Origin of the sequence: Leptothoe sp. ISB3NOV94-8A (assembly GCF_043421595.1) — a bacterium.
Lineage (GTDB): Bacteria > Cyanobacteriota > Cyanobacteriia > Phormidesmidales > Phormidesmidaceae > Leptothoe > Leptothoe turfae.
The window spans coordinates 1,822,804-1,849,380 of sequence record NZ_JAXSQW010000001.1 but is presented as its reverse complement, the minus strand read 5'-3'; the positions used below and the strand labels follow the sequence as shown (position 1 = coordinate 1,849,380).

Below are 26,577 nucleotides of genomic sequence, written 5' to 3'. Positions count from 1 at the left end.
GTGCTGGGTGGGCCTGCGATCTCATGTCTTTTTGTCACCCTGGTCAATATCCCTGGGGTGTCAATCTAGGCTGAATTCGCGATGGCTGGTAAAGAGAGCTAATAAAATAGTCTTGAGTCTTGTTTGGAAGCATTGAACAGATAAGATTCAAGGTCGTCTTCTGCGGGCTTCTCGTTTTGCTTCTTGTCAATCAGGAACTGACGGCGACGACCGGGCGGTAGTACTTGATATTCACCGTAGGTTTTGCTGAACTTCCAAAACTTATGCAAAAACGTTTTTAACGCTGACTGTGGGTAAGTATATGCCGATACCGCATCAATTTCAGAAGAATAGTGAATTATTATAAACCAAACCATGATAGCGTTCTCTAAAGTGTTTGTTGTCTTGATTTTAGGAAACCCAAACAAAGACAACAAACACTAAGATCGATAGGATCTATATAAAAGATCTATGCAAACGATCGATAAACTCTAATGCATCTGCGGATGCTTAGGGGGCATTATTATTAATGCCCCCTAAGGCGCTTGCGTTAAATCACCCCGTTACCCCACCACTCATCACCCATCGACAGCCCCAACCGGGGTCTTTAGTTTTGTGTAGTCCCTTAAGCATCCGCAACAACCAATGGATCAAAGGGCTTTCACCGCAGCTAACACCTCCGTCGGTTCAGCCCGAAGCGTGTAGTCAGCATTCGCATAGGCATAGCGAATCGTACCCATTGAGTCCACAACATAGGTCGCTGGCACAGGCAACTCATAGCTGTCATCACCATTGTGCGCTGGAATATCAATGCCGAACCCCTTATAGAGGGGCTGCAAAGATGCATCTAGGGTAAAGACCAAACCATAATCACGGGCCACTCGATTACCCACATCGCTCAGCACAGGAAAACTCAATGCATGCTTTTCCTGCATTGTCAGTGAACTATCTGGCAACTCCGGTGAGATCGCCACCACCTGTGCCCCCAACTGTTGAAATTCGGGCAAAGACTGTTGATATGCGCGAATTTCCAGGTTGCAGTATGGGCACCACTCACCACGATAAAAATTTAACACCACTGGGCCGTTCGCCAATAGGGCACTGAGTTTAATCTGTTTACCAGTTGGATCAGGCAGTTCAAAATCTGGGGCTTGGGCCCCCACCTGCAAACTGTTATTGACAATGCCGGACTGCTCTAAATCAGACGTTGCTTTAGCCATTGTCTCAACAGTCTCTTGAGGGGCTTGCCCCAAAAAGCCAGTTTGAAAATCTTTAAGCTGTGAGGCAAGAGAAGATTGAGTCGTCATAATGAGTCTCCTTGAATGGGTAAAGGTCAACACCATTGCCGATCCCTGCCAACAATGACAGTTCAACAATCACAAAAGACAGGAACCAATTGGTCAACAAAAGGGCAAAAAAATGGCCATAATCAGAACACGGCTAAATCAGCAGCTTCAGCAACGTCTCCACTTGCTGTTGAAGTGCATCAACAGCGACAGCGCATTTCGAGCGATTTACTAAACCCTGAAGCAAATTCAGCACTAATAAACTCAACTCTTCCGCTGGAATGTCAGCCCGAAATTCACCTAGGGATTGCCCTTTTGCGATCGCTCGTGTCAGCATCAATTGCACATGGCACAAATGCTCATCTAATAGCGTTTTTACCGCCTCGTCGTGGGGCGCTAACTCCACCAAAGAATTCAGCATAAAGCATCCCCGCCGCGTCTGATCATTTCCCCGTAGAGAAACAATCACTTGCAGCCAACCGGAAACCCCAGCCCTGGGAGAAATGGGATCATCCAAGTACTGACGGCTCAAATCATTGCTTTGATCTAAGTACCGGCGCAAGGCCAACATAAACAACGAGTGTTTATCTTTGAAGGCCTTATAGATACTGCCCTTTTGCAAGCCCGTAGCCGCCATCAAATCTACCAGAGACGTTGCCTCGTAGCCGCGCAGCCAAAATGTTTGCATTGCAGCATCTAAAACAGCATCTGTGTCAAATTCTCGCAAGCGAGCCATGGTCGGACTGATGTTCTAACTACCAATGATTATAGCAAATTAAAAACCAAACGGTCAACAATCATCTCAATCCTATGGAAGTCATAGGATTGAGCAAAATTCAGGTGGCAAAACATTAGGTCTTGGCCTCAACTATTAATCGAGCTTTAGCGCCAAACAATATCTCGATATACCTCCGGATCAGTATCTCCCTCGGTGGAGAACAATAGCACTTTTGATGCGGACGTTACATTTAGCGCTTGCTTAATGTCAAGAAAGTCGGTATTTGAAAGAATTTCAAACAGCGCACCCAGGGTAACGGCCCCTGATTCTCCAGATATTATGCGCTGATCGCCTGCTAAGGGGTTGCCCAGAACCTTCATTCCCCTGCGAGCCACATCATCGGAACACATTAAAAATCCACTGGTCGCTGACTTTAATAGGGGCCATCCTAGGTGACTGGGTTCTCCACAGGCCAGGCCTGCCATAATAGTGGGTAAATCCCCTTGAACTCTAAAAAGTTTATTGTGGGTCTTTGATGCAAACAGGCAGGGAGCACCCTGGGGCTCTACAACAACAAATTTGGGCATAGGACGGTCAGATAAACCACAAAGACGCGCCAGGATACCCGCAGCTAAAGACCCTACCCCTGCCTGTACAAAAACATGGGTGGGCCAGATATCTGGCTGCTGCTGGCAATATTCAGTGATTAAGGTACTGTAACCTTGCATGATATGGGTGGGTACTGCTTCGTATCCTTCCCAAGAGGTGTCCTGTAAAAGTATCCAGCCTTCTGCCTGGGCCTTTTGAGCGGCATGGAGCACTGTGTCATCGTAATTCATCGTTGTGATGGATGCGTCAGCTCCATATTTTCTGATGGCGTCTAATCGTGCTTGAGAAGCACCTTTTGGCAGATATACAACAGATTTACAGCCCAATAAGTTTGCTGACCAGGCGACCGCCCTGCCGTGATTGCCGTCGGTGGCGGTGACAAAAGTAATATGCTCGTATTTGGATTTTTCGGCAACTATATGACTAAAGGTCAATTCATCCTTGTTGAGCTTTAGTCTTTTACCTAGGTATTTTGCGATCCCATAGCTCGCTCCCAGCACCTTAAAGGCATTTAGATCAAAGCGGTGACTTTCATCCTTGACAAGAATTTCGCTGATCCCCAGGCGACTAGCAAGTTTGGACAGCCTGACCAGGGGGGTTGGGGTGTAATTAGGGAGACTGCTATGAAATTTATTGACATGGTTAGCCGTTTCCCCATTGACAAATGCAAATAACGTTGGCTCAGGTATCTGGGTTATGCGTTGCACCTGGTAAGCAATGGCATCCTTATTCATGGCTAGTCATTTAATAATCTTGCCCATAGGATAACTGTCACACTCCCATAAGCTGATTGGTGCCAGAAAGATTTTGGTTTGGCTAACCGAACAACCCGATACGTAGCAATATTTTTCCTAGAGATTTGAAGACGATTTAATAGAATCAGTGTGTGCTTGAAACTTTTCAAGTTGTTTTAGGATGAGTCCCCCAATCAGGGTACTAAAGGCAGCCGTTATCCATAATCCACGGGCAATGTCTTGATTTTGGTCCAGGGTCCATCCTCCGATCAAGGGGCCAACCAAATACCCAACAGTCCAACACTGGGCATTCAAGGAGAGAGATATACCCAGGGATTCTTTAGGGGCGAGTTCCGTGACTAAAGCGACTGAGAATGGATTGTAGGTGACATTTGCGATCGCTAATACCACCACTACCATCACCATCAGCACCCCCTGTCCCCCAACAGATATGCCCACAAACCAGACTAAGAGAAAACCCATCCCCCACAACAGCATGGATATCATCAAAACAGAAACCCGCCGGTAGGGTTGCATGGCACGAACGATGGGTAACTGGAACAGAGCCGCTATCAGCACATAGCCAGAAAACAAAATACCCACATTTTCTAGAGCCGTACTGGAAGCATTGTGAACAAAGTTAGTAAAGTAAAGCGGCATGGTGCTTTCCATCAGGTTGACATAGGTGGTAAACAAAATATTGGCTGCTGCAAATACCAAGAAAACAGGATTTAGTAGCGCTTTACGCCAGGCATTGCGGCCTGGCGTTTCTTCGAAGGAGTGTGAGCGATCTCGCTTATCTTTAAACACAATTGCCAACACCCCCAGAAAGAGTGCAAAGGTGATGCCATCGGCAATAAACAACTGCTGATACGAATTGTCCATCGTCAAAAGCAATCCCCCCAGAACAATTCCTAAGCCTGAACCGAGAGAATCAGCTAAGCCAGAAACAGCAAAGGCCTCTTCGCGCTGATGATTATTGGAATTATCGGTAATCGCTGCCCCTGAGGCAGGCCAATAGAGACTATCGCCTAACCCCATCAGCACATTTGCCACAATGAGCAACGGGAAACCATGGGCCAACAAAAATACACCATCCGCCCCGATAGAAATTAAACAAGAAAGTAACAGCGTACGACGACGTCCCCAAAACAGAGAGTCTGTCATCGCCCCTGCCAGAAAATAGCCCCCGGCACTAGCCATGGCTGCACTACTCAGACCAATACCCACCTGGGTGGGGGATAGCCCCACCTGATTGACGAAGTAGATGGGCTCGTAAAACAACACAGCCCCCGATCCAACCTGCGAAAGAAAGCGCCCCATGACGAGTATCCAAATCTGTGGATTGAGTCGGGGCAACCAGGAGAATGTACCCATAAAGCCTCCATCGTCGACCGCTGGACCGACTTTCTAAAGTTTTTCCTTTATAAAGTACTCTAGCCACCCAGCTCGACTTTGTAAAGAAAGTTCTTTAGAATGTAGCCATGCCCCCAAAACAACCCAAAAAAAAGCGAAGCAAAAAAAATGAGCCCCGGCGGTCGCGGCAGTTGCGGCAGTCGCGGCAGTTGCGGCAGTCGCGGCGGGCCATTATTCAGTTGCTAAAGCAGTCGGGAGCCATGGATGCCCATGCCATTGCTGAGCAGCTGGGTATTTCGGCCATGGCAGTCAGGCAACATCTCTATGCACTTCAGGATGAGCAGTTAATTGACTATGAAGAAGAATCACGCCCCATGGGGCGTCCGGCAAAGCTCTGGCATTTAACGGCGGCAGCCGATCGCTTTTTTCCTGAAGGCTATGCCGAATTAACCCTGAGTCTGATTCACTCGGTGACTGAAGCGTTTGGGGCAGATGGGTTAGAGCGGTTACTGGATATTCGCACTCGTGAACAGCTGGGGGCTTATCTGGCGCAGATGGATGGGCAAGATTCCTGGCAGGACCGATTGGAAACCTTGGCAGATATTCGTACCCGTGAGGGGTATATGGCTAATGTGCTGCCTCAAGATGATGGCTCAATGCTACTGGTGGAAAACCACTGCCCTATCTGTGCAGCGGCAGAAGCCTGTACTGGATTATGTGATCGAGAACTGGAAATCTTTCAAACTGTTCTAGGCGTGGATGTGAAACGGACGGAACACATTTTGTCGGGGGCGAGGCGATGTGCCTATCGGGTTGTGTTGGATGAGAACCAAGACCAGTAGAAAAGTCTGTGCCATGGGTTAGTGGGTACGGACAAGTATCATTTTGGGAAATGCCCAGCTACCAAGGGTGCTAGATGATTCTTGCAAGCAATCAGGATCTACATAGTGGCAAGTAGTGTTATCTTGACAGATCAAAGTCCACCCGGATTGATCAATGTCAACCAACCGATAGGTTGTATCTTGCACAAAATAACCTTGTTGTTTTTTGAACATAAATATGCCTAAATTCGTAAAGGTTGAAGACCTCCAGCACGTTAAGGTCCCCAGTAATATCCATCTGTGGCAAGTATTGGAGGGTAAACGGAAAAGTTTGACAAACAGCCAAACCATGAAAACCATGGAATCCCGGATGGGATTTATAGAGAGGTCGTTCTGGGATGATTGGCTAAAAAAATATAATGGAACGCTTCCTAACGGCTTCTATTGGATCGATCACCAAGCTCAAACCTTTAATGTAGTTCTAAGTAATACTTGGCATGCTGCTGCGTATCAGTTAGAACAAAAAGGCGTTGTTTTTTCGGGATCATAACGGCCTTGGTGGCAGCCTGAAAAGAAAAAGAAAATCCGTTTTCTTGAAAATGCTTTAATAACCAGGTGGTTGCTGTTTGGAGTTTAGGAGTATTGTCATTGGCAATCTCCAGCAAGATTTGGATTAATGCTGCATCGGGTGAAAGTCGCACAGCAAGAGTTTCGAGAGTATCTGTGTGTTGACTATCAAATTTTTCGAGTTCTGTAACAATATCCATGGCAATTATTAGCATTAAACCACATAAAAAAAGAGGCAAGGTACCCTCCTTGCCTCAAAAATAAACCACACCCGGCCACTACAGAACAAACTTACTTGATAAACAGCATCTCCTGATAAGTCGGCAAAGGCCAGCATTCATCAGCGATTTCGCCTTCTAGCGTATCCGCATACTCGCGCACGTCATCCATCAACGGACGCAAGGTGGACGCACAGTAGCTCATGTGTGCATGGGTGCTGCTAAAGTCATGTTTCTCCAGGGCCTCACTCAACTGCGTAACCTTGGTTACCATCGCATTGGTTAACTCTGCTATTTTTTGAGCAGTCCCTTTTTCAAGGGAAACGCCCAGATTCTCTAAGCTTGAAATAGTCGATGACAGCTTAGACAAATACTCAACAGCTGCTGGGTAAATCTTGGTTTTGGTCATATCGACCACTAATTTAGATTCCACCTCAATCGAGAGAATATATTGCTCGGCATACACCTGAAAACGACTTTCTAACTCAATGGGGGTTAGTACCCCTGTTTTCTGAAACAGATCTCTAATATACTCTTCTTGCAGTATGGGCAGCGCATCGGCAGTAGTCGGTAAGTTGGCTAGCCCCCGCTCTTCAACCGCCATTTTGTGCCACTCTTCAGAATAGCCATTGCCACCAAAAACAACCACGCCATGCTGTTCCATAATCTCTTTGAGCACAGTCAGAATGGCGGTGTTGAGTTCTGCCCCTCCAGTGAGTTCAGCTTCCAGTCGATTCCCCACCCAGGCTAGGGAATCGGCCAGCATCGTATTCAGAACAATTAAGGGGCCTGCCACTGACTGACTTGACCCTACGGCACGAAACTCAAAGCGGTTGCCGGTAAAGGCAAAGGGAGAGGTGCGGTTGCGATCGCCAGCATCTTTAGTCAAATACGGCAGCACATCCACCCCCAAATCCATTAACCCTTTCTTTTTGGAGTCGCTAATGGAGCCAGTTTTGATTTGATCAAAAACTTCTTCAAGCTGGGTGCCTAAATACACAGACATAATCGCTGGTGGCGCTTCGTTTGCCCCTAGACGGTGGTCGTTGCTGGCCGTTGCGATCGCAGCTCGCATCAACGGTCCATACTTGTGCACACCTCGAATCACAGCACCGCAGAACACCAAAAACTGAGTATTATCGTGGGGAGAGTCACCGGGATCAAGCAAGTTACCCTGGGTAGAGTTACTAACGGACCAGTTGACATGTTTACCAGAGCCATTAATACCGGCAAAGGGTTTCTCATGGAGTAAGCACACAAAGCCGTGTTTTTTCGCAGTGTGACGCAGCACCGTCATAATCATCTGCTGGTGATCGCTAGCCACATTTGCCGCTTCAAAGTATGGTGCAATTTCAAACTGTCCTGGTGCCACCTCGTTATGGCGAGTTTTAGCAGGAATGCCTAACTTGTAAAGGATTTCCTCCACATCCTGCATAAACACCTGCACCCGTTCTGGAATCGCACCAAAATAGTGGTCGTCAAATTCCTGTCCTTTGGCAGGGGCTTTACCAAACAGGGTCCGCCCAGCTAAGAGAAGATCAGGTCGCAGGCTTGCAAAATTAGCGTCCACTAAAAAGTATTCTTGTTCAGCCCCACAGCTGGAGTTGACGTGAGAAACTTCGGTATTTCCCAGGAGTTTCAAAACCTTCTGAGCAGCTTTGTCCATAGCTGCGATAGAGCGCAAAAGCGGTACCTTTTTATCCAGGGCCTCTCCAGTCCAAGAGACAAATACGGTGGGAATGCACAATGTAGCGCCGTTGTCCGTATCGATAATATAGGCTGGACTAGTCACATCCCAGGCGGTATAGCCTCGGGCTTCAAAGGTGCCACGAATACCACCATTGGGAAACGAAGATCCATCTGGCTCACCCTGGAATAATAACTTACCGGAAAATTCTGAAATGACCGTACCGTCACCCTGGGGCGCGATGAAACCGTCATGCTTTTCAGCCGTTAGATTAGTCATGGGATAGAACACGTGGGCATAGTAGAGTGCCCCTTTAGAAATCGCCCAGTCTTTCATTGCATTGGCGACAGCGTCAGCAATGGAGAGATCTAGTTTTTCTCCAGTAACAATTGTCTTTTTGATTGACTTAAATACGGCCTTAGGCAGAGTGGCCTTCATTTTGGGTAGATTAAAAACATTCTCTGCCCACATTTCTTCAAGACTGGCTGGTGTTTTGGGGGGCAGTGGCTCCCAATGGATAATTTGGTTAATGGCTTGAATCCGACCTGCATTTCCACTCATAATCACTTTTTTAGGGACCAACTGTCTGATGGTACTGAACGCCCCACATAGAAGTAAATAGCAGACATATTAATGGCAAGAAACGCGGGATATTAAAGCGTTACCGATATTCTCAATGGGACAGCTTCCCGCCTTGCTAATGTGGTTATATCTGTCATTAGTGACGAGGAGCCTCCAGTGCGATTTGTTTTATGTACCTATGATGCACATGCCGATGCCATCTTAGCCATCCTCAACGATGCGATTGTCAATTCAACAGCGCTCTATGACTATAAACCCCGCACGTTAGAAAATATGATCCACTGGTTTGCAGCAAAACAGAACGGTAATTTTCCAGTCATTGGTGCAGTTGACGACAATGATTTTTTGTTGGGCTTCGCCAGCTATGGCACATTTCGCGCCTGGCCCGCTTTCAAATACTCAGTGGAGCATTCTATCTATGTCCATGGGGAGCATCGTGGTCAAGGGATTGGCTATGCCCTAATGCAACAGCTGATCGCAGCGGCTGTTGAGCAGCAGTACCATGTGATGGTGGGTGGCATTGATGTTGATAATCCTGGCAGCATCGCTCTTCACAAAAAACTGGGATTTACCCACGCAGGCACCATTAAACAGGCAGGCTTTAAGTTCAATCGCTGGCTGGATTTAGCGTTTTATCAGCTGTTACTGGAAACACCGCTCCATCCTATTGATGGCTAATGCCCATGTTGGGGAAGAAATCGACCCAGACCATGGGTAAACTGCGACCGTCTGCCTAGAAACTGTCCATGTTGGCTCAGCTGTTCTGCGTCAACTAGTTGCCCTGGTTCCCAAGCTTTCGCATTTGCCGCTGCTTTAGACGTACCCGCCGCCGTATGGGGTCGCACAATAAATGCGGCATCCCCCAGCAGGATCACCCGACCAAATGCCACCTGTGGCACATCGAGATCCAAAATTTCCTGTACAAACGACTCGCGGGTTGCGGCCACCAGCTTTTGCATGGGTGGGGCCAGCACCTGTTCAGCATAGTCCCGCATCTCCTGTTCTACCAGAAGTGTTGCGACAGTTTTAACGGTAGCCACCACCAGCTCAAAGTTGTTATAACGCCAGAATAGAAAACGAAAACGTCCACTTACCAATGCCCTATACGCCAGCCCATACAATCGTCGCAGCCCCTCTGTGGTATCTATCCCAAAAGCGATTGCCGTTGCCATCACTCATTATTGGCTGTATGGCTCCAGACCTGCCATATTTCCTCTATCTAAATCCCATTTATTCCCCCGGCCACAGCATCAGTGGGCTGATTACCCATGCCGTGCCCCAAGGTTTGCTTGCCCTTGGTTTATGGTATCTGTGGTTGGAGAAATCAACCCTCACACTGTTTGGTCTGGCACCATGCAAACGACAGGTTTCATTATCGTGGCTAGGGCTTGTTATTGTCAGTCTCTGGTTAGGAGCCGCTACCCATTCGTTCCTAGATGCCACTAGCCATGAATGGGGGTGGTTTGTACAGCGATTTGCTGGCTTACGCTACCCGCTGGGCGGATTGCCCATATTCAAATGGATTCAATATGGCGGTGGTGCTATGGGTTTAACAGCTATCCTGAGCTGGTACTTGAGCGTTGCCAAAGTACCTAGCACAGCTAATCGCTCCGTGCAGGCTGGAGTCACTATTCTCAGCTTTTCAACTTTGAGCTTGATGGGTCTGGCTAACTGGGTACATCAGTCTCAGGATCTGCAGTCTTTTGCTATCAATTCGGCATCGGGGGCAATGTCAGGCTTTGTTGTTGGCCTATGCCTGTTTTCTGTTTTCTATCGAATACGTCGCTTAAGGGTTTCTTGACTACAATGGGCGTATAGGAGTTCGTTTTAACAGAGAACGTTGCGTTCCCCATAGTATTAATCTCAACAATCTCAGCCATGTCCATGACATCTGGTATTCCTGCATATGCCCCAAGATTTAACCGAACAAAACCGGTTGTCGCCGTTGTTGCAGAGAATAGCTCTACCGAACTAACGGATTACGTTATCCCCTATGGGGTTCTGGCCGAGTCTGGCGTTGCACAAGTGTTAGCGATCGCAACCCAAGCAGGGCCGATCCAAATGCTGCCTGCCCTTAAGCTACAGCCACAGGCCACAATTGCAGAGTTTGACTCACAATTTCCAGAGGGAGCTGACTATGCTATTGTTCCTGCCGTTATTCGCAGAAAAGATCCCACTTTACTCGGGTGGGTCAATGCCCAGGCCAAGAAAGGTGCAACTATCGTAGGGGTATGCGATGGTGTTTGGGTGTTAGCCAATGCGGGTCTGCTTAATGGTCGCAAAAGCGTATGCCATTGGTTCTCGTATAACAGTCTTAAAAAGAAGTTTCCTCAAACTGAATGGCTACAGAATACGCGCTACGTCGCCGATGGCAACATTATCACCACCACTGGTGTAACGGCATCGATTCCTGTGTCCGTGGCTTTAGTAGATGCGATCGCAGGCCATGGGAAAGCGGCCTTAGTTGCCCAGGCGATGGGTATTCAAAGCTGGGGAACAGAGCACCACAGCGAACAGTTTAAATTGAGTGCTAAAAGTATCTTCACGATTGTTGCCAACGGTCTTTCATTCTGGGCTCGTGAAGATATTGATATTCCGATCACTAAAGGTGTTGACGAAGTCGCCTTGTCACTGGTGGCTGACGCCTATTCACGCACGTATTGCTCTAAAGCATTCTCGCTACATACGTCTGATGCAGGTGTAACCACCAGGCGTGGCCTCATGATAGTCCCCGATAAAGTTCACGGCACAAACAAGACTGGCAGCCGAACTATTGAGGTACGCAGTGATCTCCCACCTGTCGCGTCGCTGGACATCACTTTACAAGAGATTGAGACATTATATGGCACGAGCACTGCTGAAGTGGCTGCCTTACAGCTTGAATATCCTCATTGAATAGGCATCGACCTCTTGCTCAAACCGAAAGATCCGTAGCCGTCGATCAATGGCATTTTGGATAATTTCTCTGATATGGCTCATAGGGCTAGTTCTGACTCTAATCCTTGAGAAATCTAATAATATTGGCCTCTAGCTTAACGATGGATAGTGTGAATAATCCAGTAGCTTAGGGACAGGGATAGGATTGCGATCGCAAGACCGATCAAACTGATCCCTGACACTTTATCCAGGTCTAAAATAATAATTTTGCGAGCTACAGCAATGAGGGAAGTGACGATTACCAATTCAACCTGAACCACATGCTTTTTCAGGTAAGCCGTAATATTTTCAAGGATTTCGAGAGCAATTAATACACTTAGAAATAATCCAAAAATATCTTTAAGGGTGTCAACAAAAAATCCTTCAGGGCTAGGATTAAACAGGGCTGTCGCCAAAAACAGTATAAGGTCGACCATAATCACCATAATCACAATCAACATGGTGATTGAAAGCAATTTTGAGACGAGGGTTTCAAACTGATCGATCCCGGTTGAGAATCCCTCGTCACTAGAACGCCAGCGAATATATCGCTTAAACCGTTTCAACATTATTTTTTAGACTAAACGTTTTGAATAACTTAGTCTAAATCTCTGATGAAATCTTTGTATAACCGACTATTTGACCTAATACACCCATTTTCCAATCATTAAAGAGTAGTTCTAATTCAGCCCTTACCTATATAAACGCAAATTTAAGGAATGATAAGTTATCTTTTGACTTCCAAAGATTACGCTATAACAGAGAGACTGACAACACCCAAAAACCTTGCCATTGAGCAGGTTTCAATTATTCTATTCATAGATGAAAATCTATATTAATTTACTTGTAATTGACTTGAGTCTATCTAAAACGAAAATTATGATGAGCGATAATGAACTTTATGACTAAGTAGAGATGGACTCAGATCTGTATTTGTACAAACGATTAAAGTTCTAGTCCATATGGTTAATGTTGTTTAGGCGGGGGCGGTATTCTTTGTTCAAGAATGCTGTTTAAGGCTATGATGCTGTGGCTATTTTTTGCCTTCTTCTCAGGACTTATCTTTGTTGATTACCAATTTAATGATTGGGAATCGGAGTCTTTGGATAAAACGACTCTAGCTGCCCGTAACGTTGATCCGTTGAATTAATCAATCGTTAGCATTAACAAAACCTTAGTCAGGATTTCAGATTAGCAATTCCTTAGACCTTGAATAAAGTTTTGAAGTCCTATAGCTCCATGTTTTGCTAAACATTCAACAGCATGGGTGCCAACCACAGCGATATCTGCCTGGCCAGTTAATTTTTGCACGTCATCGGAAGACCGTATGCCAAACCCCACTGCCATGGGTAGTGAAGTGGTTGCTCTTACCTGACGTAAATATTGGTGAACCATTGTCGAGAACTGAGTCTGTCGACCGGTGACTCCTTTTCGTGCGACGCAGTAAATTAATCCGCTGGTGTCATGGGCGATCCGGTGTATGCGTGTCTGGCTGTTTTTTGGTGCAACTAGAAAGATTGTTGCCAATGCCTGGTCGCGACAGGCGTGAATATAATGTTCTGCTTGTTCGGGAGGTAAATCAGGAATAATGCATCCAGCAATTCCACCCTGGGCAGCAGTTTTGACAAAATCATCAATGCCATATTTAAACAGAATATTGACATAGGTCATGATCACAAAACGAGTTTGGGGATATTGTTGGGCAACCTCTGCTGCAAACTGAAAGCAATCGTGGATCGATGTCCCTGACTGAATAGCCGCATGATTAGCGGCTAACAGGATCGGCCCATCGGCAATGGGCTCAGAGAAGGGAAACTGGAGTTCGATCAGCTCAACGCCAGCCTGGACCAGGGCTGCTACGGCTTGGCGATTATCTTCCCAGGAGGGATAGCCCAATACGGTATGGGACATGAGTAAGATGTCTTTCTGTTGTCGTTGCTGACGGATAAATTCTTCGAGATGCATGGTTATGTGAAGGATAAGGCAAGGAAAAAGGGAAAAAGATCTGAAATCTATATCAAGAGATCGGCTGTGGGGCATAACTCCACGCAGAGTTCAAAAACCAGCACTAATTAGGGGCTGTTTTCAATATCTCCGATTTAAAGCGAATCATCTTGTAGGGGTGGTGCCTTATGCCCACCCTGGGGCGTGGAGTGTTATCAATCAAGATTGCAGGTTAATCTTTAACTGCTCTTCGTCGTAAAAACCTGTGCCAATCAGGATCTTGCAACGCCTCGGCAATAGTAAAAATATCCTTATCCCCTCGGCCTGATTGATTAATGATGATGGCATCCTGAGATGTGTAATTAGCAGCCTCTTTAAAGGCCTGAACAAATCCATGGGCCGATTCTAGAGCAGGAATCAACCCCTCTTTTCGTAGGGTTAATTTCAAGGCCTCAATCACCTCAGCATCCAGGGCCGATGTCACGCGAATGCGTCCTATTTGAGATAAATTAGCCAGAACAGGTGAAACACCCACATAATCTAATCCGGCGGCAACAGAATGGGTGTCTTGCATTTGGCCATCGGAGTTTTGTAGAAACTGAGTCTTATACCCTTGGGCAATGCCGATGGATGCCTGGGCACTGGCCAACCGAGCAGCATGGTGAGGTGTGTGGGTTCCCAACCCTCCTGCTTCGACACCGATAAGTTCAACATCGGTGTCTTCTAGAAAACCGCTGAAGATACCGACGGCATTAGAGCCTCCGCCCACGCAGGCATAGACGGCCTTTGGGAGCTGTTGGGTTTGGGAAAGGATTTGCGATCGCGCCTCCTGGCCAATCACCGACTGAAACCAGGCCACCATTTCCGGAAACGGATGGGGACCACAGGCGGTACCTATCAGGTAATGGGTGGTTGCCATATTTGCAGACCAATCTCGCAGCGCTTCATTCATGGCATCCTTGAGGGTTTGAGTCCCGCTAGTGACTGGCACAACCTGAGCCCCTAACTGTCGCATCCAAAACACGTTTGGATACTGTCGTTCAACATCCTCAGCGCCCATGTAAACGGTGCACTCTAGACCAAATTTTGCAGCCATGGTTGCAGTTGCCACCCCATGCTGTCCCGCTCCAGTTTCAGCAATAATGCGGTGTTTACCCATGCGCTGAGCTAACAACATTTGCCCCAGAACATTATTGAGTTTGTGGGACCCCGTATGATTTAGATCCTCACGCTTGATGTAGATCTTTGCCCCGCCAAAATAGTGGGTCAGTCCCTCAGCATAGGTGAGCGGTGTGGGCCGACAGGAGTAGTTAGATAAAATTGCCACATACTTTTTCCAGAACTCAGGGTCCTGTCGAGCACCATGGTAAGCCGCTGTTAACGACTCAAATGTTTCGTATAAAATCTCAGGAATAAATCGACCACCAAAGTCACCGTAATAGCCCTTTCGGCTTAACAGTGGGGAGGCAACAGTTATCATTTTTCTGCGTTCTAGCGTCTATAGCCACCCTATGGGCAAATTTTTAATATGTCCAATATTGATTAACTAGCAATACTATATTTTTGAGATATAGTATTGTCCTATGGAACTTCGACATCTGAGATATTTTCTGGCGGTGGCAGAGACCCTGAACTTCAGTCGTGCTGCTGAACAACTGAACATGGCTCAGCCCCCACTCAGTCAACAGATTCAAGCGTTAGAAAAGGAATTGGGTGTCAGGCTATTTGACCGCAATAAGCGCCCATTGCAGCTCACCTATGCAGGGCAAGCGTTTCTGCCAGAGGTGAATGGGGTAATGGCTCAAGTGGAGCGTGCCAGGTATATTGCCCAACAAGCCAGTCGCGGTGAGGTGGGGCAACTGGCTATTGGGTTTAACAGTGCCGCCATGCAAACTGCTTTGCCAGAGATCCTTAAAGCATTTAGACAACAGTTTCCCTTAGTCAATATCAGACTTTGTGAGCTGGACTCTCAGATACAGCTAGAACAGCTTAGCAACGGTCAAATTGATTGTGGTTTTCTGCACTTACAACAGCGAGAACAGTTTAACCATCACATACTGCTCAAGGAACCTTTAGTTGTGGCCTTGCCAGACTATCATCCGTTAGCTGAGCAACAGATTCTTGATCTCAATTTGTTAGTGGATGAAACATTTATTTTACCGCCACCAACCATGGGCCAAAGTTTCTACTATCAGGTCCTTAGTCTTTGTGAGACCCATGGGTTTACTCCCAAAGTTATTCAAGAAGCTAGATTGCTACAAACGGTATTGGGGCTGGTGGTCAGCGGTATGGGAATTGCCCTGGTGCCAGAATCAATAAAAAAACTACAGCGCACGGGTGTGGTCTATCGACACTTGGAACATACGTTTGAGATTGAAACCCTACTTGCTTGGAGACAGGAAAGCCTATCTCCAGTGTTAGAACGTTTTCTCCATGTTGCCTTGAATGATTCATAAAACAGGCTATTATCCTGACAAACTCTGTGACGACTCACCGGCCAATTGCCTGATTAGTTGTTCCAATGCATGGGCTGCGGACTCTAAACTGTGGTCCTTGTCTGGTTGGGAGGCAATCCACAATGCCGCATCGATCATTGCACCATTGAGGAGAACCGCCAGAGCTGTCGGATCAATATCGGGGAAAATGTTTCCATCAATCAGATCAGCGATCGCATCCGTCAGGGGCACAATACTGCCCTGGGCATCGATATCGCGCAGCCTCTGCCCCAACACGGCAGGAGCATCCTGGAAAACAATTCGCTGGATCTCCGGATCAAGGGCAAAGGTCAAATACGAGCGACAGACCCTCACAAACGTATCCAGTGACGCATCATCCCCCGCCATAGCCAGGAGACGTTCAACCATTTCATCGTTGATCTCCTGCACAACGGCCTCAAACAAACCATCTTTACCACCAAAATTGTGGTACAGCGCGCCACGGGTAACGCCAGCGCTAGCGCAGAGCTTATCCATTGAAGTTGCAGCATAGCCAAGTTCAAAAAAGCTTTTTCGGGCTGCGGCCAGCAGCCGAGCAGAGGTCTCTGCTTTTTTTTGCGATCGCAAGTTTGCCATCAGCTTCCCCTACTTGACATACGATTCGTATGTGAGATATCACATACGTAATGTAGGTTAAAAGAGGACCTATGAATACGCAACTAAATGACCCACTAAATAGCAATGATGTGGTGCGCTCAGCAGGTCCTCAAGATGTGTCTTTTCTTGCTCAGATTGATTTAGAAGCTACACGAGCGCCTTTTCAGCAGTCTTTTTGGGAAGACATCCTGGAACCGACAGGTACATCACCGTTGCAGTTTTTAGAATCGATGCTGCAGTGTGGCGCATCCCATTGGGGACAGATTCAGGATTTCTTAGTAATTGAGAGAAATGGTCAACCTGTGGCCGCCTGCGCAGTTTTTCGACCCGCTGATATCTCAGCGGCCCACAGTCCGCTAAATATCGATAAACTACCACAGATAGCGGAGAAACTTGGCTGGACCCCGTCCATAACTGAAGATTTTCGACAGGCTTATCTCAAAATCTGGGAAGGTGATCATAGTTTTCTTAAGCCCCAGGCCGACATGATTGTCGAAACTGTTGCGGTATTACCTGAGCATCGAGGGTCAGGTCTGGGCCATCGCCTCATGCAGGCTGCCTTCAAGCGTGCCCGTGAAGCAGGAGCCTCTTCTCTAGGGGTGATGGTAATTCGCGGTAATGAGCCAGCCCAGGCCCTATACGAAAAGTATTTTGAGCGGTTTGCCACCTTCTATCCCGCATTTTTTAACCATACGTTCTCCGGTGTGACCAAGTATCGAGCCACCCTGAATGCATCCAAGGAGAACACTAGTCACGGTAAGGGTAGTCACTAGTGCTATTCCCCCGAAGGACTACACTGGCCCGTTGTTAGCAGACAGACAATTTGATTATCTCTTAACACTTCCCCCTGCTGGGTGACTTGAGCATTGCCTACCAGAATCAGTCTTTGCTCAGTCATAAAAAACTGGCCTTGTTCAGCCGTTCCTTCAAGCTGATGACGGGGATATTCAAAGAGCACATTGCCACGCAGGTTAATGATATTCGCCTCCGGGTTGGTTTCTTGAACGTCAGCCTGCAGGGTAAGTGTGGCTCCTTTTGAGGATTGGGCATGGGCTGTCGCTGTAGACACAAGGCCGAAAGAGACTAAGGCGGCTGTGAGTAGTCTTAAGCGCTTGGTTTGTTTCATCATGGGTAGCTCCCGTTCAAAATAGTGAAGCACTTAGCGTAAAACAAGCTTGCCTTAGTCAGGTTATACCCTATATCTCCATCCGATCAAAATATTTAATGTTTGGTGGTGATTCAAGAAAATGGGCCAGTTTATGTAATACGCCATTTTGGGTGATGGCGTTGATATATCGTTGGTGATGTTCGATAGTAAGCCATTCTTCATCAAAAATCATCCGTTGAGTCTCTGAATCAAAGTAAACGGTCACTTGCAGGCATCCTGAGAAACCTCTGACATTCGGTAAGTTAGCTGCTAAGAATGGCGTCAATGTGTCCATACTTCCAGCTTTAACTGTGGACTCGATTAGCACTTTCGTACTCATGGTTCCTCTCCTGAGACGTTAGAGATTATGAAAGCCACTGTAGAGTAATGCTCAAGGCTCGACTACTCACATCGGGTCAGAAATAACGATTTCTGGTCAATGGGGTGTTTTAATTGGGCATTTAGTGAGGGTCAACCGTTTTTATTTGGTGAGGTGTTTGGTGGTAAACCCGCTTAAATGCGGTAATAAAGTGGGAAATGTTGTCATAGCCCACCTCATTGGCGACAGCCGTGACAGACCATCGTTGCTCGACCAATAAGGTGTAAGCGTGGGCAAGTCGTTGTTCAATAATCCATTGTTTGGGTGTGGTTCCATAGAGTGCCTTAAACTCCCGATTAAAGCTAGAAACACTGCGACCTGATAAAGCAGCAAAATCTTTTGCACTAAGATGGGAGATGATATATTTCTCCATCAGGCGTTTGATGTTGCGTTTGGGATTTTCTTGTTGGTTGACAGACAAGTTGGACCGTAGTTGTTGGTCCTCATCATTGATGTCGATGATGTGCAAGATTTCTAATAATTTTAGCTTAAGAATATGGGGAGAATGATGCCAATGCCTGTAGCTAGCGATCAACGACTCAAAAAACAGAGCCATTGCCGGGCTTTTGTCTACTTTGAGAAATGTGCTTGTGCTGTTTGATAGTTTAGGAAAACTAGTACCAGTCGCTAGAAAATCGGTAACAACATCGTCACTTAGAAACAGTAAATAGGCCCTTAATGAGCCATCGGTACTGATGTAGTCTGAATATAGATTTAGCCCTTTGGGTAAGAAGACAGCTTCGTGCTGTTGCACTCGGCAAGCATGGTTATAGCAGTTGATAATTGTTTCCGTACCTGTTTCGATATAAACAATGCAGGGAGCGCTGGTGTGGAACTCTACATTGATCAGATCTTGCTCAAGGGCCTTATAAAAGATGGCAGAGTCTTGATTGTGAAGGAGAAGCTTTACATCTCTCATGCTGTGTAGGGCAGAGGGAATGTAGAGAATATTATTCTCACAGTGCTGTGCTGTTGATTTCTTTAAGCTCATACAGGCATCTGGGACTTATCCACGGCATACAATGGTAGCAAGCATTTTGATTGTGTGATACTGGGGCTCACATGATAGGGAGACTGCGATGAAAACAATTGGTTTGTTGGGCGGCATGAGTTGGGAAAGTACCGTGACCTATTACCGGGCCATTAACGAAGGGGTAAAACAGGCCCTGGGCGGATTGCACTCTGCCAAAATCGCCATGTATAGTGTCGACTTTGAACCCATTGAAAAATTACAACATGCGGGTAATTGGGACGCAATGGCAAACATCTTGTCAGAAGCCGCACTGGGTGTGCAGGCAGCTGGGGCTGATTTTCTACTGATCTGCACCAATACGATGCATAAGGTGGCTCCCCAGGTGGAGGCTGCCATTGATATTCCTTTGCTGCATATTGGTGATGCGATCGCAACCACCCTACTTCAGCAAAATATTCAAACGGTTGGCCTGCTGGGAACCGCGTTTACCATGGAACAAGATTTTTATAGCGGTCGCCTTAGGGATAACCATGGCCTGAATGTTTTAATCCCCAATCACCATGACCGCAAGATTGTTCACCAAGTTATTTACCAGGAACTTTGCCTGGGAAAAATAGAAGCCCAATCCAAAGCGAACTATCTACGAATAATCAATGAACTGGCTAAGCGCGGAGCCGAAGGAATTATTCTGGGCTGTACTGAAATCGGTCTGCTTGTACAACAAACTGACACTGAGGTAAAACTGTTTGATAGTACCGTTATCCATGCAGCCAAAGCAGTTGAATATGCCCTACCACAGGTATCAATAGATTAGCCGCATCGAATTGACAACAGTCACTGACATGGATGATATGGGTTTGTACCCCCATGGTTATCCTAGATGTCATTGTTGTCTAGGATTGTTGCCAAGATAGTCAAGTTAAACACAAGATAATCATTGTTAGGATAATGTGCTTTAGCTAGACCAAGCCAACTTTCCATGCACAGTGAGGGTATCTGAGGCCGTTGACGGTAGGCCGATTGTAATGCGCTCAGAATGCGATCGCCAAGAATATCGTCGGTACCGGGGCGTAGCAAACAATGGCTCCTCAGGAGTTGAAAGGGTTGAATGCTATCCTGTTGCTGCGCCTGACTAAGTTCCTCTAAAATCTTCTGAACCAATTTTTCAATTACAAACGCCATCACCATGGGTTGCAAGCTAAATGCGGGTTCATCTGCCAAAAAGTGTCGGGTGATGAGGGCAGCGGCGACTAACTTCGATAAGGACTCAATCACCGCTCCTGGTTCACACATTAATAGGTGTGTTTGCAGTCGACATAGGGAAATTGGCTCTTGCCAAATGGCCAGCCAGAAGACAATTGTTTTTTTCAGCCCAGTCAGATGGTTAAATTGTTGTATTAAAGGTTGCCGGATCGGATTGGTTAAGATCACGCTGCCTTGCTCTAGAAACTGGGTGAGCTGACCGCCGAAGGTTGTTTTAATGGTCAATGAGATCAATTTTAAGGCCAGGGGATTATGGCCATAAAGACGAGCAAGGGCCTTGAGCTGATGGGGATGCCCACCACAACCACAGCTCTCTAACAGCTGAACAGCTGCAATAGGAGATAAACCAGGCAGCGATAACGACTGCACTCGATTTAACGTTTGAAACTGCGAGGGTAAGGGATCGTGGCTAATAACCAGAACACAGCTTTGGTGACGAGCGCCGGTAATCTGGTAGAGAAAATCTAAATAGGCTGTGAAGTTATCCAGGATGATCAGCCATCGTTCCTGTTGCATTTTTTTACGCAGCTGTTTTACCCCCTGATCCACGGTTTCTATGGGAGCATCTAGTAGATCTCCGAGTAGTGTTTCGAGGGATAATAGGGAACCGACTGACCGCCAGATGACGCCTGTAAATTCTGGCTGTAGCTGTTCAGCCAGGGCTAAGGCCAGGGTTGTTTTTCCGCTACCACCCAGGCCGCTAATATTGACTAGCTTGGTCTGGTCTTCGAGAACCCACTCCTGCAGCTGTTGGAGTTCCTGATCACGACCGTAAAATTGCTCAATGTCAGGGGCATCTCCCCAATCCACGACAGTTGGGCTAGACGGGGTAGCCTGGCTAGCCTCCGGCAACTGCTCTTCGGCAATTTCTTGCCAGTGCTCAAGGCCTACGGTCTGACAGATGGCAATAAAGGCCTCTTGCTGGATGCGTTCGCCACGCCAGAAGCGTCGTAAAGTAGCCCTCGATGTGTGGGCGTCCTGCCACCAGCGGGCGGTACTCGTTTTAGTCCAGCCACGGCGCTGACGGGCCTGGTTTGCGATCGCAAGTCCCTTTTCCGAAGCTCGTACCGACTGCCCCATGCTGCTCAACTATCCCAAAATCATATAGTCGTGGGTGACCATGTCCATAACTGGTTTGAGTATACCCCTGGTTTTAAGCACTGAGCCAGATATTGCTTGGCTAGGTTTCGACTTGGGTAGTCATCTCATCTCGTCCTAGACTGTAATCAGTATAGTTTGCCAACCATTCGTCATTTTTCCCTCGATATAGCTCAAAAACGCCTATACCCCGATGCAAGCAACGATTTCTCAACTCACCCAGATCCAGTTGTTTGTGGCCCTTGACCCAAAAGAGCTAGAACAACTTCAACCCCATACTCACATTCAGCATTATCAACGTGAGACAATTGTCTTGCATGAGGGAGATATCCTTCCTCAAAAATTACACATCCTGATCAGTGGCATACTGCAAGTTCAAAAAAGTGCCACAACCGGTAAGGAAACAATCCTGCGCACCCTTAGAAATGGAGATATTTTTGCAGCTCCAGCTCTGTTTGGAGATGCTAAGGCCCCAGCCACCGTTATCGCCATGGAAGATTGTCAGGTGTTGACACTGTCTAAAGCCAATCTCCTCGATACCATTCAGCAATCACCAGAAGTGGCACTACGGATACTAATGGTGTTTAATCAGCGACTGCAACGGTTGCATACCATGGTGCATGGCTTGGTCTCAGAGCGAGCTGTGGTGCGGTTGGCCCAGTTAATTCAATATTCTGTCTGGCAGCATGGCACAGATATCACCGATGTTGGAGAACAATTGCGAATTAAGCTGCCCTATTATCAAATGGCTCGCAGTATTGGTATTACCTACGAAGAATGTGCTCGCTTAATGAAAAAACTAGAGGCCATTGTTCAATACGATCGTGGAGGTAAGATTGTCATTCTCAATCAGGATGAGCTGGAGACCCTTGCTGCTGGAGAAATTGATCCCAATCAATAATAGAATTAAAGTGAAAGCTCTCTTTGAGATAATTTTTCCAATCAGAGAGTACCTGTGAAATCATACTGTGCGGGCATCATGTCATCTCTATGGACCGTATTCCTTGCGGCCCAGTAAGACAATCAAGTCGACCGACGTGGATGACGTGTTAGTTTCTGTCAAGATAGAGATGAATGGCTAAGCCCTGGTTTCATCGCTTCATGAAAATGTAAGTGACTGTGAGGCTGAGTCCTAACTTTATCGGCATGATGCTCATCATGGATAGGTTCGTGCTCATGCCAGAGTCCAGTCTGTAGCTGGGTGAGACGTTGAGGTTTTAACCACAGGTATATAACCACCAAAAATACAGATCCAATCAGACTACTGTATAGAAAATGGTAGTCAGGGGAATAGTGACCTAACCAGCCTGCCAGTGGATAGGCTAAGGCCCACCAAAAATGGCTCCAAGCAAATTGAGCACCGTAGACTCGACCCTGGGCTTCTTTGGCTACCCGGCTGGCAATGAGGGTTTGGGTGGGAACATTAACCAGGGTTGTTCCCATACCGGCCAAAGCCCATAACAACAAGAGAACTCCAAACCCGGTAAGATTGGCCGTCATCAGGGTCAGGGTAATCAAAATTCCACCAATACTGGTTAACAAAATGGGGCTGTGCTTCTTTTTGGCATTGCCTAAACCAATGGAAGTGATGGTGGCACCAATACCAAAGGCCGCCATCACCCAACCATATTCGAGCTTTCCTAATTGCAGAGTGCCCTGGACATAGCCCACCGTATTCACAAGAATTTGTGCGCCTGCGATCGCAGCAATCAATTGCAGCATCAGTGCATAACGAATGGGAGGATCGGCAAATAAACAACGAGTCCCGGTTTTGATATTGCGAATAACGGTTTCAACAGCTTTAGCATCTGTTCTCAAATTTGCAGATGTATTGTTGCCTGCTCGCAGGTGTCCTGGCAGGGTGGCAATTAAAATGGCCGCCACCAAAAACGTTATGGCATCTAGAAAAAAGACCTGTCGTGTGCCTACCCAGGCGGCAATACTCCCTGCCAGGCCGGGGCCTAAAACCCCTAACAATTGATAGGTAGCGCTGGATAAGGCAATGGCCTTGGGGCATTCGTCTTCGGTGGTCACTAAGGGAATGGTGGCCTTATAGGTAGGGGTAAAAAAGGCGTAGAACACATTCAGTAAGAATACAATCCCATAGATATGCCAGGGCTGGGTAATAAAGGGCAGCAAGCAGACAATGCCCATGCGGATCAAGTGTGTGGTGATCATCAGGCGTTTACGATCAATCTGGTCTGCGATCGCGCCTGCAATGGGAGCCAACAACACAAAGGCCAATACCCGTAGTGTGAGGGCTCCCGCCAGAATAGTCCCTGACTTCTCCCCCGCTATCTCAAACGCTAATAAAGCAAGACCTAACCAGGTCAGCGATTCCCCCACCAAATTAATGGTTTGAGCTAAATAAAGTCTGGCAAAAACAGGGTTAGCCAACCCCTGTAGCCATCGAGGACGCTGTTTCCACATACTAAAAATCCAAATGTTATTAGAGCACTTTAAAGTGCTCTGAAATGCGTTAATCAGATGCCCCCGGGGGGCATCTGATTAACGCATTTATTATATCCCCCCGGGGGGATCCGCAAGCTAAAAAAATAGGCTGTTGCTACAAGGGAAACACCAACAGCAAAATATTTGCTAAGCCGCAATTCTCCAACTTTGAGATTGCTGCTGTGCATTCCATAGGTTGGCATAGCGCCCCTTTTGGTTTAACAACTCCCCGCTGGTTCCCTGTTCCACAATCTCACCGTCTTCCAACACTAAAATCAAATCAGCGTTGGTAATTGTGGATAGACGATGGGCAATAACAATGACAGTTTTATCAGCAATCAAATGATTGATAGCGGTTTGAACAGCCACTTCACTTTCCGTATCCAAAGCTGAGGTGGGTTCATCTAACAGCACAATGGGAGCATCCTTAAGTATCGCCCGGGCAATGGAAACCCGCTGACGTTCTCCGCCTGATAGGGTACCGCCAATTTCACCAATGCGGGTATCGTAACCATGGGCTAATCTCATAATAAACTCATGGCAGTTAGCGGATCGAGCTGCTGCTTCCACCTCCATATCAGTGGCCTCGGGTTTGGCCATGCGAATATTGTTGAGGATAGTATCGTCAAATAGATATACATCCTGAAACACCACCGAGATTGATGTCATTAAATGAGTGGCATCCACCTGGCCTACATCAACACCGCCAATGCGGATAGCGCCCTGTTGCACATCGGCAAAGCGGCTAATGAGTCGAGTGATGGTAGTCTTGCCACTGCCAGACGGACCTACCAACGCTGTCAGTGATTTAGAAGGTAATTGAAAAGACACGTTTCGCAACGCCCACTCTTGCTGCTGGGCATAGCGGAAGGACACATGCTCGAAGGTAATGTCAAACTGAGTCAGCTGCGTGGAAGCAGGATGTACGGGTAGGGCAGGAATAGCCATGACGGTTTCGACGCGTTCTAAGCCAACTTCCATCAAATCTAGAATGCTGGTGTAGGCAATTAGTTGAGAGATCGGCTCAGTAAATCGCATAGCGATAACAATTAGGGCAAGCAAAACAGGAATAGAGAGGCTGCCTTGCAAAATAAACAAAATACCTAAACTAATGATCAACAAAATGCCAACTTCTACCAATGTTGCCATGGTCACCAGAGGTAGCGTAATCAACCGCTCTCCTTTAGCTTGAACCTGGCGCTGACGATCGAGGGCCGCTTGCAGCAATTGTGAGCTTGCTCCCACTTGTCCAGTAGATTTAAGGACGGGTAATCCCTGGATATACTCAACAATTCGGGACGCTGCCTCGGCATCGGCCATGGAAACATCTCGCAGGGATCTTTTGACTAAATCCCGTGTGTAGCGATAAATGGGAATGGCCAAGGGAAATGTCAGCAACAGTGAAACCGCCAGTCGCCAATCAATAAATAAGGTTACTAGTACCGTCATCAGCGGTACAATTAAGGTCTGAATAATCAAAGTTGCTAAACTACCAATCCAGAGAACAATTTCACTGACATTGCCACTCATGACAATATTGAGATCCCCTGATTGTCGTTTATTAAGTTCTTCCAATGGCATTTGTCGTAGCTTCTCTGCCAACCGCAGTCTAAGGTCATAGGCCATATCGGTGGAGGTCAGCCATCCAAAGTCCAGCTCTCGCCAGCGAATCGCCCCTTCTCCGATCACCAGAAAACCAAACAGGGCAAGCAACCGCCAAACCTGCTGTATATCAATACCAGGAGAAGCCATTAAAGCTGATAGCAGTGGAAAAAAAAGTGCAAAGATAATTCCTTGAATAATAGAAGCGCCAACAGATAATAGAAGTGTGGTTTGCAGTTGAGGCTGATGGGAACCTGCAACACGCATCATGCGGCGATATGTATTAAGCATTTTTATGAATCTGCAAGTGTAGAATACGGCCACCCTGTTTAAAAAGAGGGATCAGGATAGGAGCAATGTATCTTGCCCATAGGGGTAAACGAGCAGTATGGGCAGCAATCCTGGTCAGATAACAATGTTCGCTCTTGAGCGTAATGCCAGGTTCCCAGCTTTCTAGATCTTTGGAGTTGTCAATCCCTGACTTAAATTCAGCATCTGTTTTAGATACGGTGTCATGATTAGCTGAATTATTGGATATTCTGCGGCTAATCACATCGAAGATGAATTCTGTCGGTGATAGGCGTGTGCAAATTTGTGACATCAGGGCTCGATTATCGGCCTCACTTAAATAACAAGAAACGCCTTCCATGACAATCACAAGATGCTGGTTAGGTAATCGCTGGATTTGATCAATCCAGGAAAAATCTAAAACAGATTTTCCAATAAATTGGTAGCGCTCGTTTTCTTCAAAAAACTTACGCCGCAGCTCAATCACGTCAGGCAAGTCTATTTCATACCAACGGACACTGCCGTTATCAATTCTGTCAAATCTTGTACAGAGTCCACAGCCTAAGTTAATAACGGTTGCATTGGGCTTGTCAGTCAGCAGCTCTCTGATGATCTGATCAAATTCCTGTAACCGAACGATAACCCCCAGATTGGACTTCCATCCCTTAGCATACCTATTGAAATCGTAATTAATTTTGTCTAGGACTTCTACTGCTTTAAGGTCTTGAAAAAAGCTATCGGGTCTCTGTGTTTCAAGATATCGGGCATACAGGGTAATTAACAACGTTTCGGTCACCCCTGTTAATTTTTCAGTTGATTCACGTTGATAGGCGCTCATGTCACTTCCATAACAAGTATCGATTCATA

At 46.8% G+C, this 26,577-nt stretch carries 27 protein-coding genes; 8 read left to right on the top strand and 19 right to left on the bottom strand.

Features of this window, described 5'->3' with window-relative positions:
- Window positions 1-98: 98 nt before the first annotated feature.
- The 5 genes from SPB21_RS08105 to SPB21_RS08085 all read right to left on the bottom strand — a co-directional run bounded on the left by SPB21_RS08105 (window position 99) and on the right by SPB21_RS08085 (window position 4,703).
- Window positions 99-356 carry a hypothetical protein gene (locus SPB21_RS08105; protein ID WP_499866263.1) on the bottom strand — a complete coding sequence of 86 codons (258 nt, stop codon included), beginning with the start codon at window positions 354-356 and terminating at the stop codon, window positions 99-101.
- Between the two features lie 273 nt (window positions 357-629).
- Window positions 630-1,286, bottom strand: coding sequence for a peroxiredoxin-like family protein (locus tag SPB21_RS08100; protein ID WP_250565548.1), 657 nt, complete (start codon window positions 1,284-1,286; stop codon window positions 630-632).
- A gap of 133 nt (window positions 1,287-1,419) precedes the next feature.
- On the bottom strand, window positions 1,420-2,001 hold the full coding sequence (locus SPB21_RS08095) for a TetR/AcrR family transcriptional regulator (RefSeq protein ID WP_163695925.1): 582 nt from the start codon (window positions 1,999-2,001) through the stop codon (window positions 1,420-1,422).
- Between the two features lie 146 nt (window positions 2,002-2,147).
- Complete coding sequence (locus tag SPB21_RS08090) at window positions 2,148-3,326, bottom strand: diaminopropionate ammonia-lyase (protein WP_499866262.1); 1,179 nt, start codon at window positions 3,324-3,326, stop codon at window positions 2,148-2,150.
- A 117-nt stretch (window positions 3,327-3,443) separates the two neighbouring features.
- A complete protein-coding gene (locus tag SPB21_RS08085) occupies window positions 3,444-4,703 on the bottom strand; it encodes an MFS transporter (RefSeq protein ID WP_499866261.1) in 1,260 nt (419 codons plus the stop codon).
- Between the two features lie 239 nt (window positions 4,704-4,942).
- Here SPB21_RS08085 and SPB21_RS08080 point away from each other — a divergent pair, with 239 nt between their 5' ends.
- Window positions 4,943-5,524 carry a helix-turn-helix transcriptional regulator gene (locus SPB21_RS08080; RefSeq protein ID WP_250565594.1) on the top strand — a complete coding sequence of 194 codons (582 nt, stop codon included), beginning with the start codon at window positions 4,943-4,945 and terminating at the stop codon, window positions 5,522-5,524.
- 449 nt (window positions 5,525-5,973) lie between these two features.
- Here the strand turns inward: SPB21_RS08080 and SPB21_RS08075 are convergent, their stop codons facing one another.
- Window positions 5,974-6,309: a hypothetical protein gene (locus SPB21_RS08075; protein WP_499866260.1), complete on the bottom strand. Its 336-nt coding sequence runs from the start codon at window positions 6,307-6,309 to the stop codon at window positions 5,974-5,976.
- Window positions 6,310-6,361: 52 nt separating this feature from the next.
- Window positions 6,362-8,536, bottom strand: coding sequence for a glutamine synthetase III family protein (locus SPB21_RS08070; protein WP_499866259.1), 2,175 nt, complete (start codon window positions 8,534-8,536; stop codon window positions 6,362-6,364).
- Window positions 8,537-8,713: 177 nt separating this feature from the next.
- Here SPB21_RS08070 and SPB21_RS08065 point away from each other — a divergent pair, with 177 nt between their 5' ends.
- Window positions 8,714-9,235, top strand: a complete 522-nt coding sequence (locus tag SPB21_RS08065) for a GNAT family N-acetyltransferase (RefSeq protein ID WP_499866258.1) — start codon at window positions 8,714-8,716, stop codon at window positions 9,233-9,235.
- Here the strand turns inward: SPB21_RS08065 and SPB21_RS08060 are convergent.
- Complete coding sequence (locus SPB21_RS08060) at window positions 9,232-9,729, bottom strand: hypothetical protein (protein ID WP_499868761.1); 498 nt, start codon at window positions 9,727-9,729, stop codon at window positions 9,232-9,234. The two genes, SPB21_RS08065 and SPB21_RS08060, sit on opposite strands and share 4 nt — an antisense overlap.
- Between SPB21_RS08060 and SPB21_RS08055 the strand changes: the two genes are divergently transcribed.
- Both SPB21_RS08055 and SPB21_RS08050 read left to right on the top strand, forming a co-directional pair.
- Window positions 9,654-10,358 carry a DUF4184 family protein gene (locus SPB21_RS08055; RefSeq protein WP_499866257.1) on the top strand — a complete coding sequence of 235 codons (705 nt, stop codon included), beginning with the start codon at window positions 9,654-9,656 and terminating at the stop codon, window positions 10,356-10,358. The two genes, SPB21_RS08060 and SPB21_RS08055, sit on opposite strands and share 76 nt — an antisense overlap.
- Before the next feature lie 77 nt (window positions 10,359-10,435).
- Window positions 10,436-11,452, top strand: a complete 1,017-nt coding sequence (locus SPB21_RS08050) for a DJ-1/PfpI family protein (RefSeq protein ID WP_499866256.1) — start codon at window positions 10,436-10,438, stop codon at window positions 11,450-11,452.
- Window positions 11,453-11,589: 137 nt separating this feature from the next.
- On the opposite strand, the gene SPB21_RS08045 is transcribed toward SPB21_RS08050, so the two are convergent.
- The 3 genes from SPB21_RS08045 to trpB form a co-directional block, all read right to left on the bottom strand.
- Window positions 11,590-12,042: a phosphate-starvation-inducible PsiE family protein gene (locus SPB21_RS08045; RefSeq protein ID WP_006513708.1), complete on the bottom strand. Its 453-nt coding sequence runs from the start codon at window positions 12,040-12,042 to the stop codon at window positions 11,590-11,592.
- A 622-nt stretch (window positions 12,043-12,664) separates the two neighbouring features.
- A complete protein-coding gene (gene trpA / locus SPB21_RS08040) occupies window positions 12,665-13,438 on the bottom strand; it encodes a tryptophan synthase subunit alpha (RefSeq protein ID WP_499866255.1) in 774 nt (257 codons plus the stop codon).
- Between the two features lie 211 nt (window positions 13,439-13,649).
- The gene (trpB, locus tag SPB21_RS08035) at window positions 13,650-14,897 is read right to left on the bottom strand and encodes a tryptophan synthase subunit beta (protein WP_499866254.1); all 1,248 of its coding nucleotides are present in this window, start codon (window positions 14,895-14,897) and stop codon (window positions 13,650-13,652) included.
- A gap of 103 nt (window positions 14,898-15,000) precedes the next feature.
- Here trpB and SPB21_RS08030 point away from each other — a divergent pair, with 103 nt between their 5' ends.
- The gene (locus tag SPB21_RS08030) at window positions 15,001-15,873 is read left to right on the top strand and encodes a LysR family transcriptional regulator (protein WP_163695938.1); all 873 of its coding nucleotides are present in this window, start codon (window positions 15,001-15,003) and stop codon (window positions 15,871-15,873) included.
- 9 nt (window positions 15,874-15,882) lie between these two features.
- Here the strand turns inward: SPB21_RS08030 and SPB21_RS08025 are convergent, their stop codons facing one another.
- On the bottom strand, window positions 15,883-16,488 hold the full coding sequence (locus tag SPB21_RS08025; protein ID WP_499866253.1) for a TetR/AcrR family transcriptional regulator: 606 nt from the start codon (window positions 16,486-16,488) through the stop codon (window positions 15,883-15,885).
- 71 nt (window positions 16,489-16,559) lie between these two features.
- Between SPB21_RS08025 and SPB21_RS08020 the strand changes: the two genes are divergently transcribed.
- Window positions 16,560-17,282 carry a GNAT family N-acetyltransferase gene (locus SPB21_RS08020; protein WP_499866252.1) on the top strand — a complete coding sequence of 241 codons (723 nt, stop codon included), beginning with the start codon at window positions 16,560-16,562 and terminating at the stop codon, window positions 17,280-17,282.
- A 2-nt stretch (window positions 17,283-17,284) separates the two neighbouring features.
- Here the strand turns inward: SPB21_RS08020 and SPB21_RS08015 are convergent, their stop codons facing one another.
- From SPB21_RS08015 to SPB21_RS08005, 3 genes are all read right to left on the bottom strand, one after another.
- Entirely contained in the window at window positions 17,285-17,638 is a 354-nt protein-coding gene (locus tag SPB21_RS08015) for an LptA/OstA family protein (protein ID WP_499058994.1), read from the bottom strand.
- A gap of 67 nt (window positions 17,639-17,705) precedes the next feature.
- Window positions 17,706-17,996 (bottom strand): putative quinol monooxygenase, encoded by a 291-nt coding sequence (locus tag SPB21_RS08010; protein ID WP_499058996.1) that lies wholly within the window; start codon window positions 17,994-17,996, stop codon window positions 17,706-17,708.
- Window positions 17,997-18,117: 121 nt separating this feature from the next.
- Complete coding sequence (locus tag SPB21_RS08005) at window positions 18,118-19,026, bottom strand: helix-turn-helix domain-containing protein (RefSeq protein WP_499866251.1); 909 nt, start codon at window positions 19,024-19,026, stop codon at window positions 18,118-18,120.
- A gap of 88 nt (window positions 19,027-19,114) precedes the next feature.
- On the opposite strand from SPB21_RS08005, the gene SPB21_RS08000 reads away from it, so the two are divergent.
- Window positions 19,115-19,822 carry an aspartate/glutamate racemase family protein gene (locus SPB21_RS08000; protein WP_499866250.1) on the top strand — a complete coding sequence of 236 codons (708 nt, stop codon included), beginning with the start codon at window positions 19,115-19,117 and terminating at the stop codon, window positions 19,820-19,822.
- A gap of 62 nt (window positions 19,823-19,884) precedes the next feature.
- On the opposite strand, the gene SPB21_RS07995 is transcribed toward SPB21_RS08000, so the two are convergent.
- Window positions 19,885-21,351 (bottom strand): NB-ARC domain-containing protein, encoded by a 1,467-nt coding sequence (locus SPB21_RS07995; protein ID WP_499866249.1) that lies wholly within the window; start codon window positions 21,349-21,351, stop codon window positions 19,885-19,887.
- A gap of 211 nt (window positions 21,352-21,562) precedes the next feature.
- Here SPB21_RS07995 and SPB21_RS07990 point away from each other — a divergent pair, with 211 nt between their 5' ends.
- Window positions 21,563-22,270 carry a Crp/Fnr family transcriptional regulator gene (locus SPB21_RS07990; protein WP_499866248.1) on the top strand — a complete coding sequence of 236 codons (708 nt, stop codon included), beginning with the start codon at window positions 21,563-21,565 and terminating at the stop codon, window positions 22,268-22,270.
- 158 nt (window positions 22,271-22,428) lie between these two features.
- On the opposite strand, the gene SPB21_RS07985 is transcribed toward SPB21_RS07990, so the two are convergent.
- From SPB21_RS07985 to SPB21_RS07975, 3 genes are all read right to left on the bottom strand, one after another.
- Window positions 22,429-23,799, bottom strand: a complete 1,371-nt coding sequence (locus tag SPB21_RS07985; RefSeq protein ID WP_499866247.1) for an MFS transporter — start codon at window positions 23,797-23,799, stop codon at window positions 22,429-22,431.
- 168 nt (window positions 23,800-23,967) lie between these two features.
- Entirely contained in the window at window positions 23,968-25,713 is a 1,746-nt protein-coding gene (locus SPB21_RS07980; protein ID WP_499866246.1) for an ABC transporter ATP-binding protein, read from the bottom strand.
- Window positions 25,706-26,548, bottom strand: a complete 843-nt coding sequence (locus SPB21_RS07975) for a class I SAM-dependent methyltransferase (RefSeq protein ID WP_499866245.1) — start codon at window positions 26,546-26,548, stop codon at window positions 25,706-25,708. Before SPB21_RS07975 ends, SPB21_RS07980 begins: the two co-directional genes overlap by 8 nt.
- Window positions 26,549-26,577 lie beyond the last annotated feature (29 nt).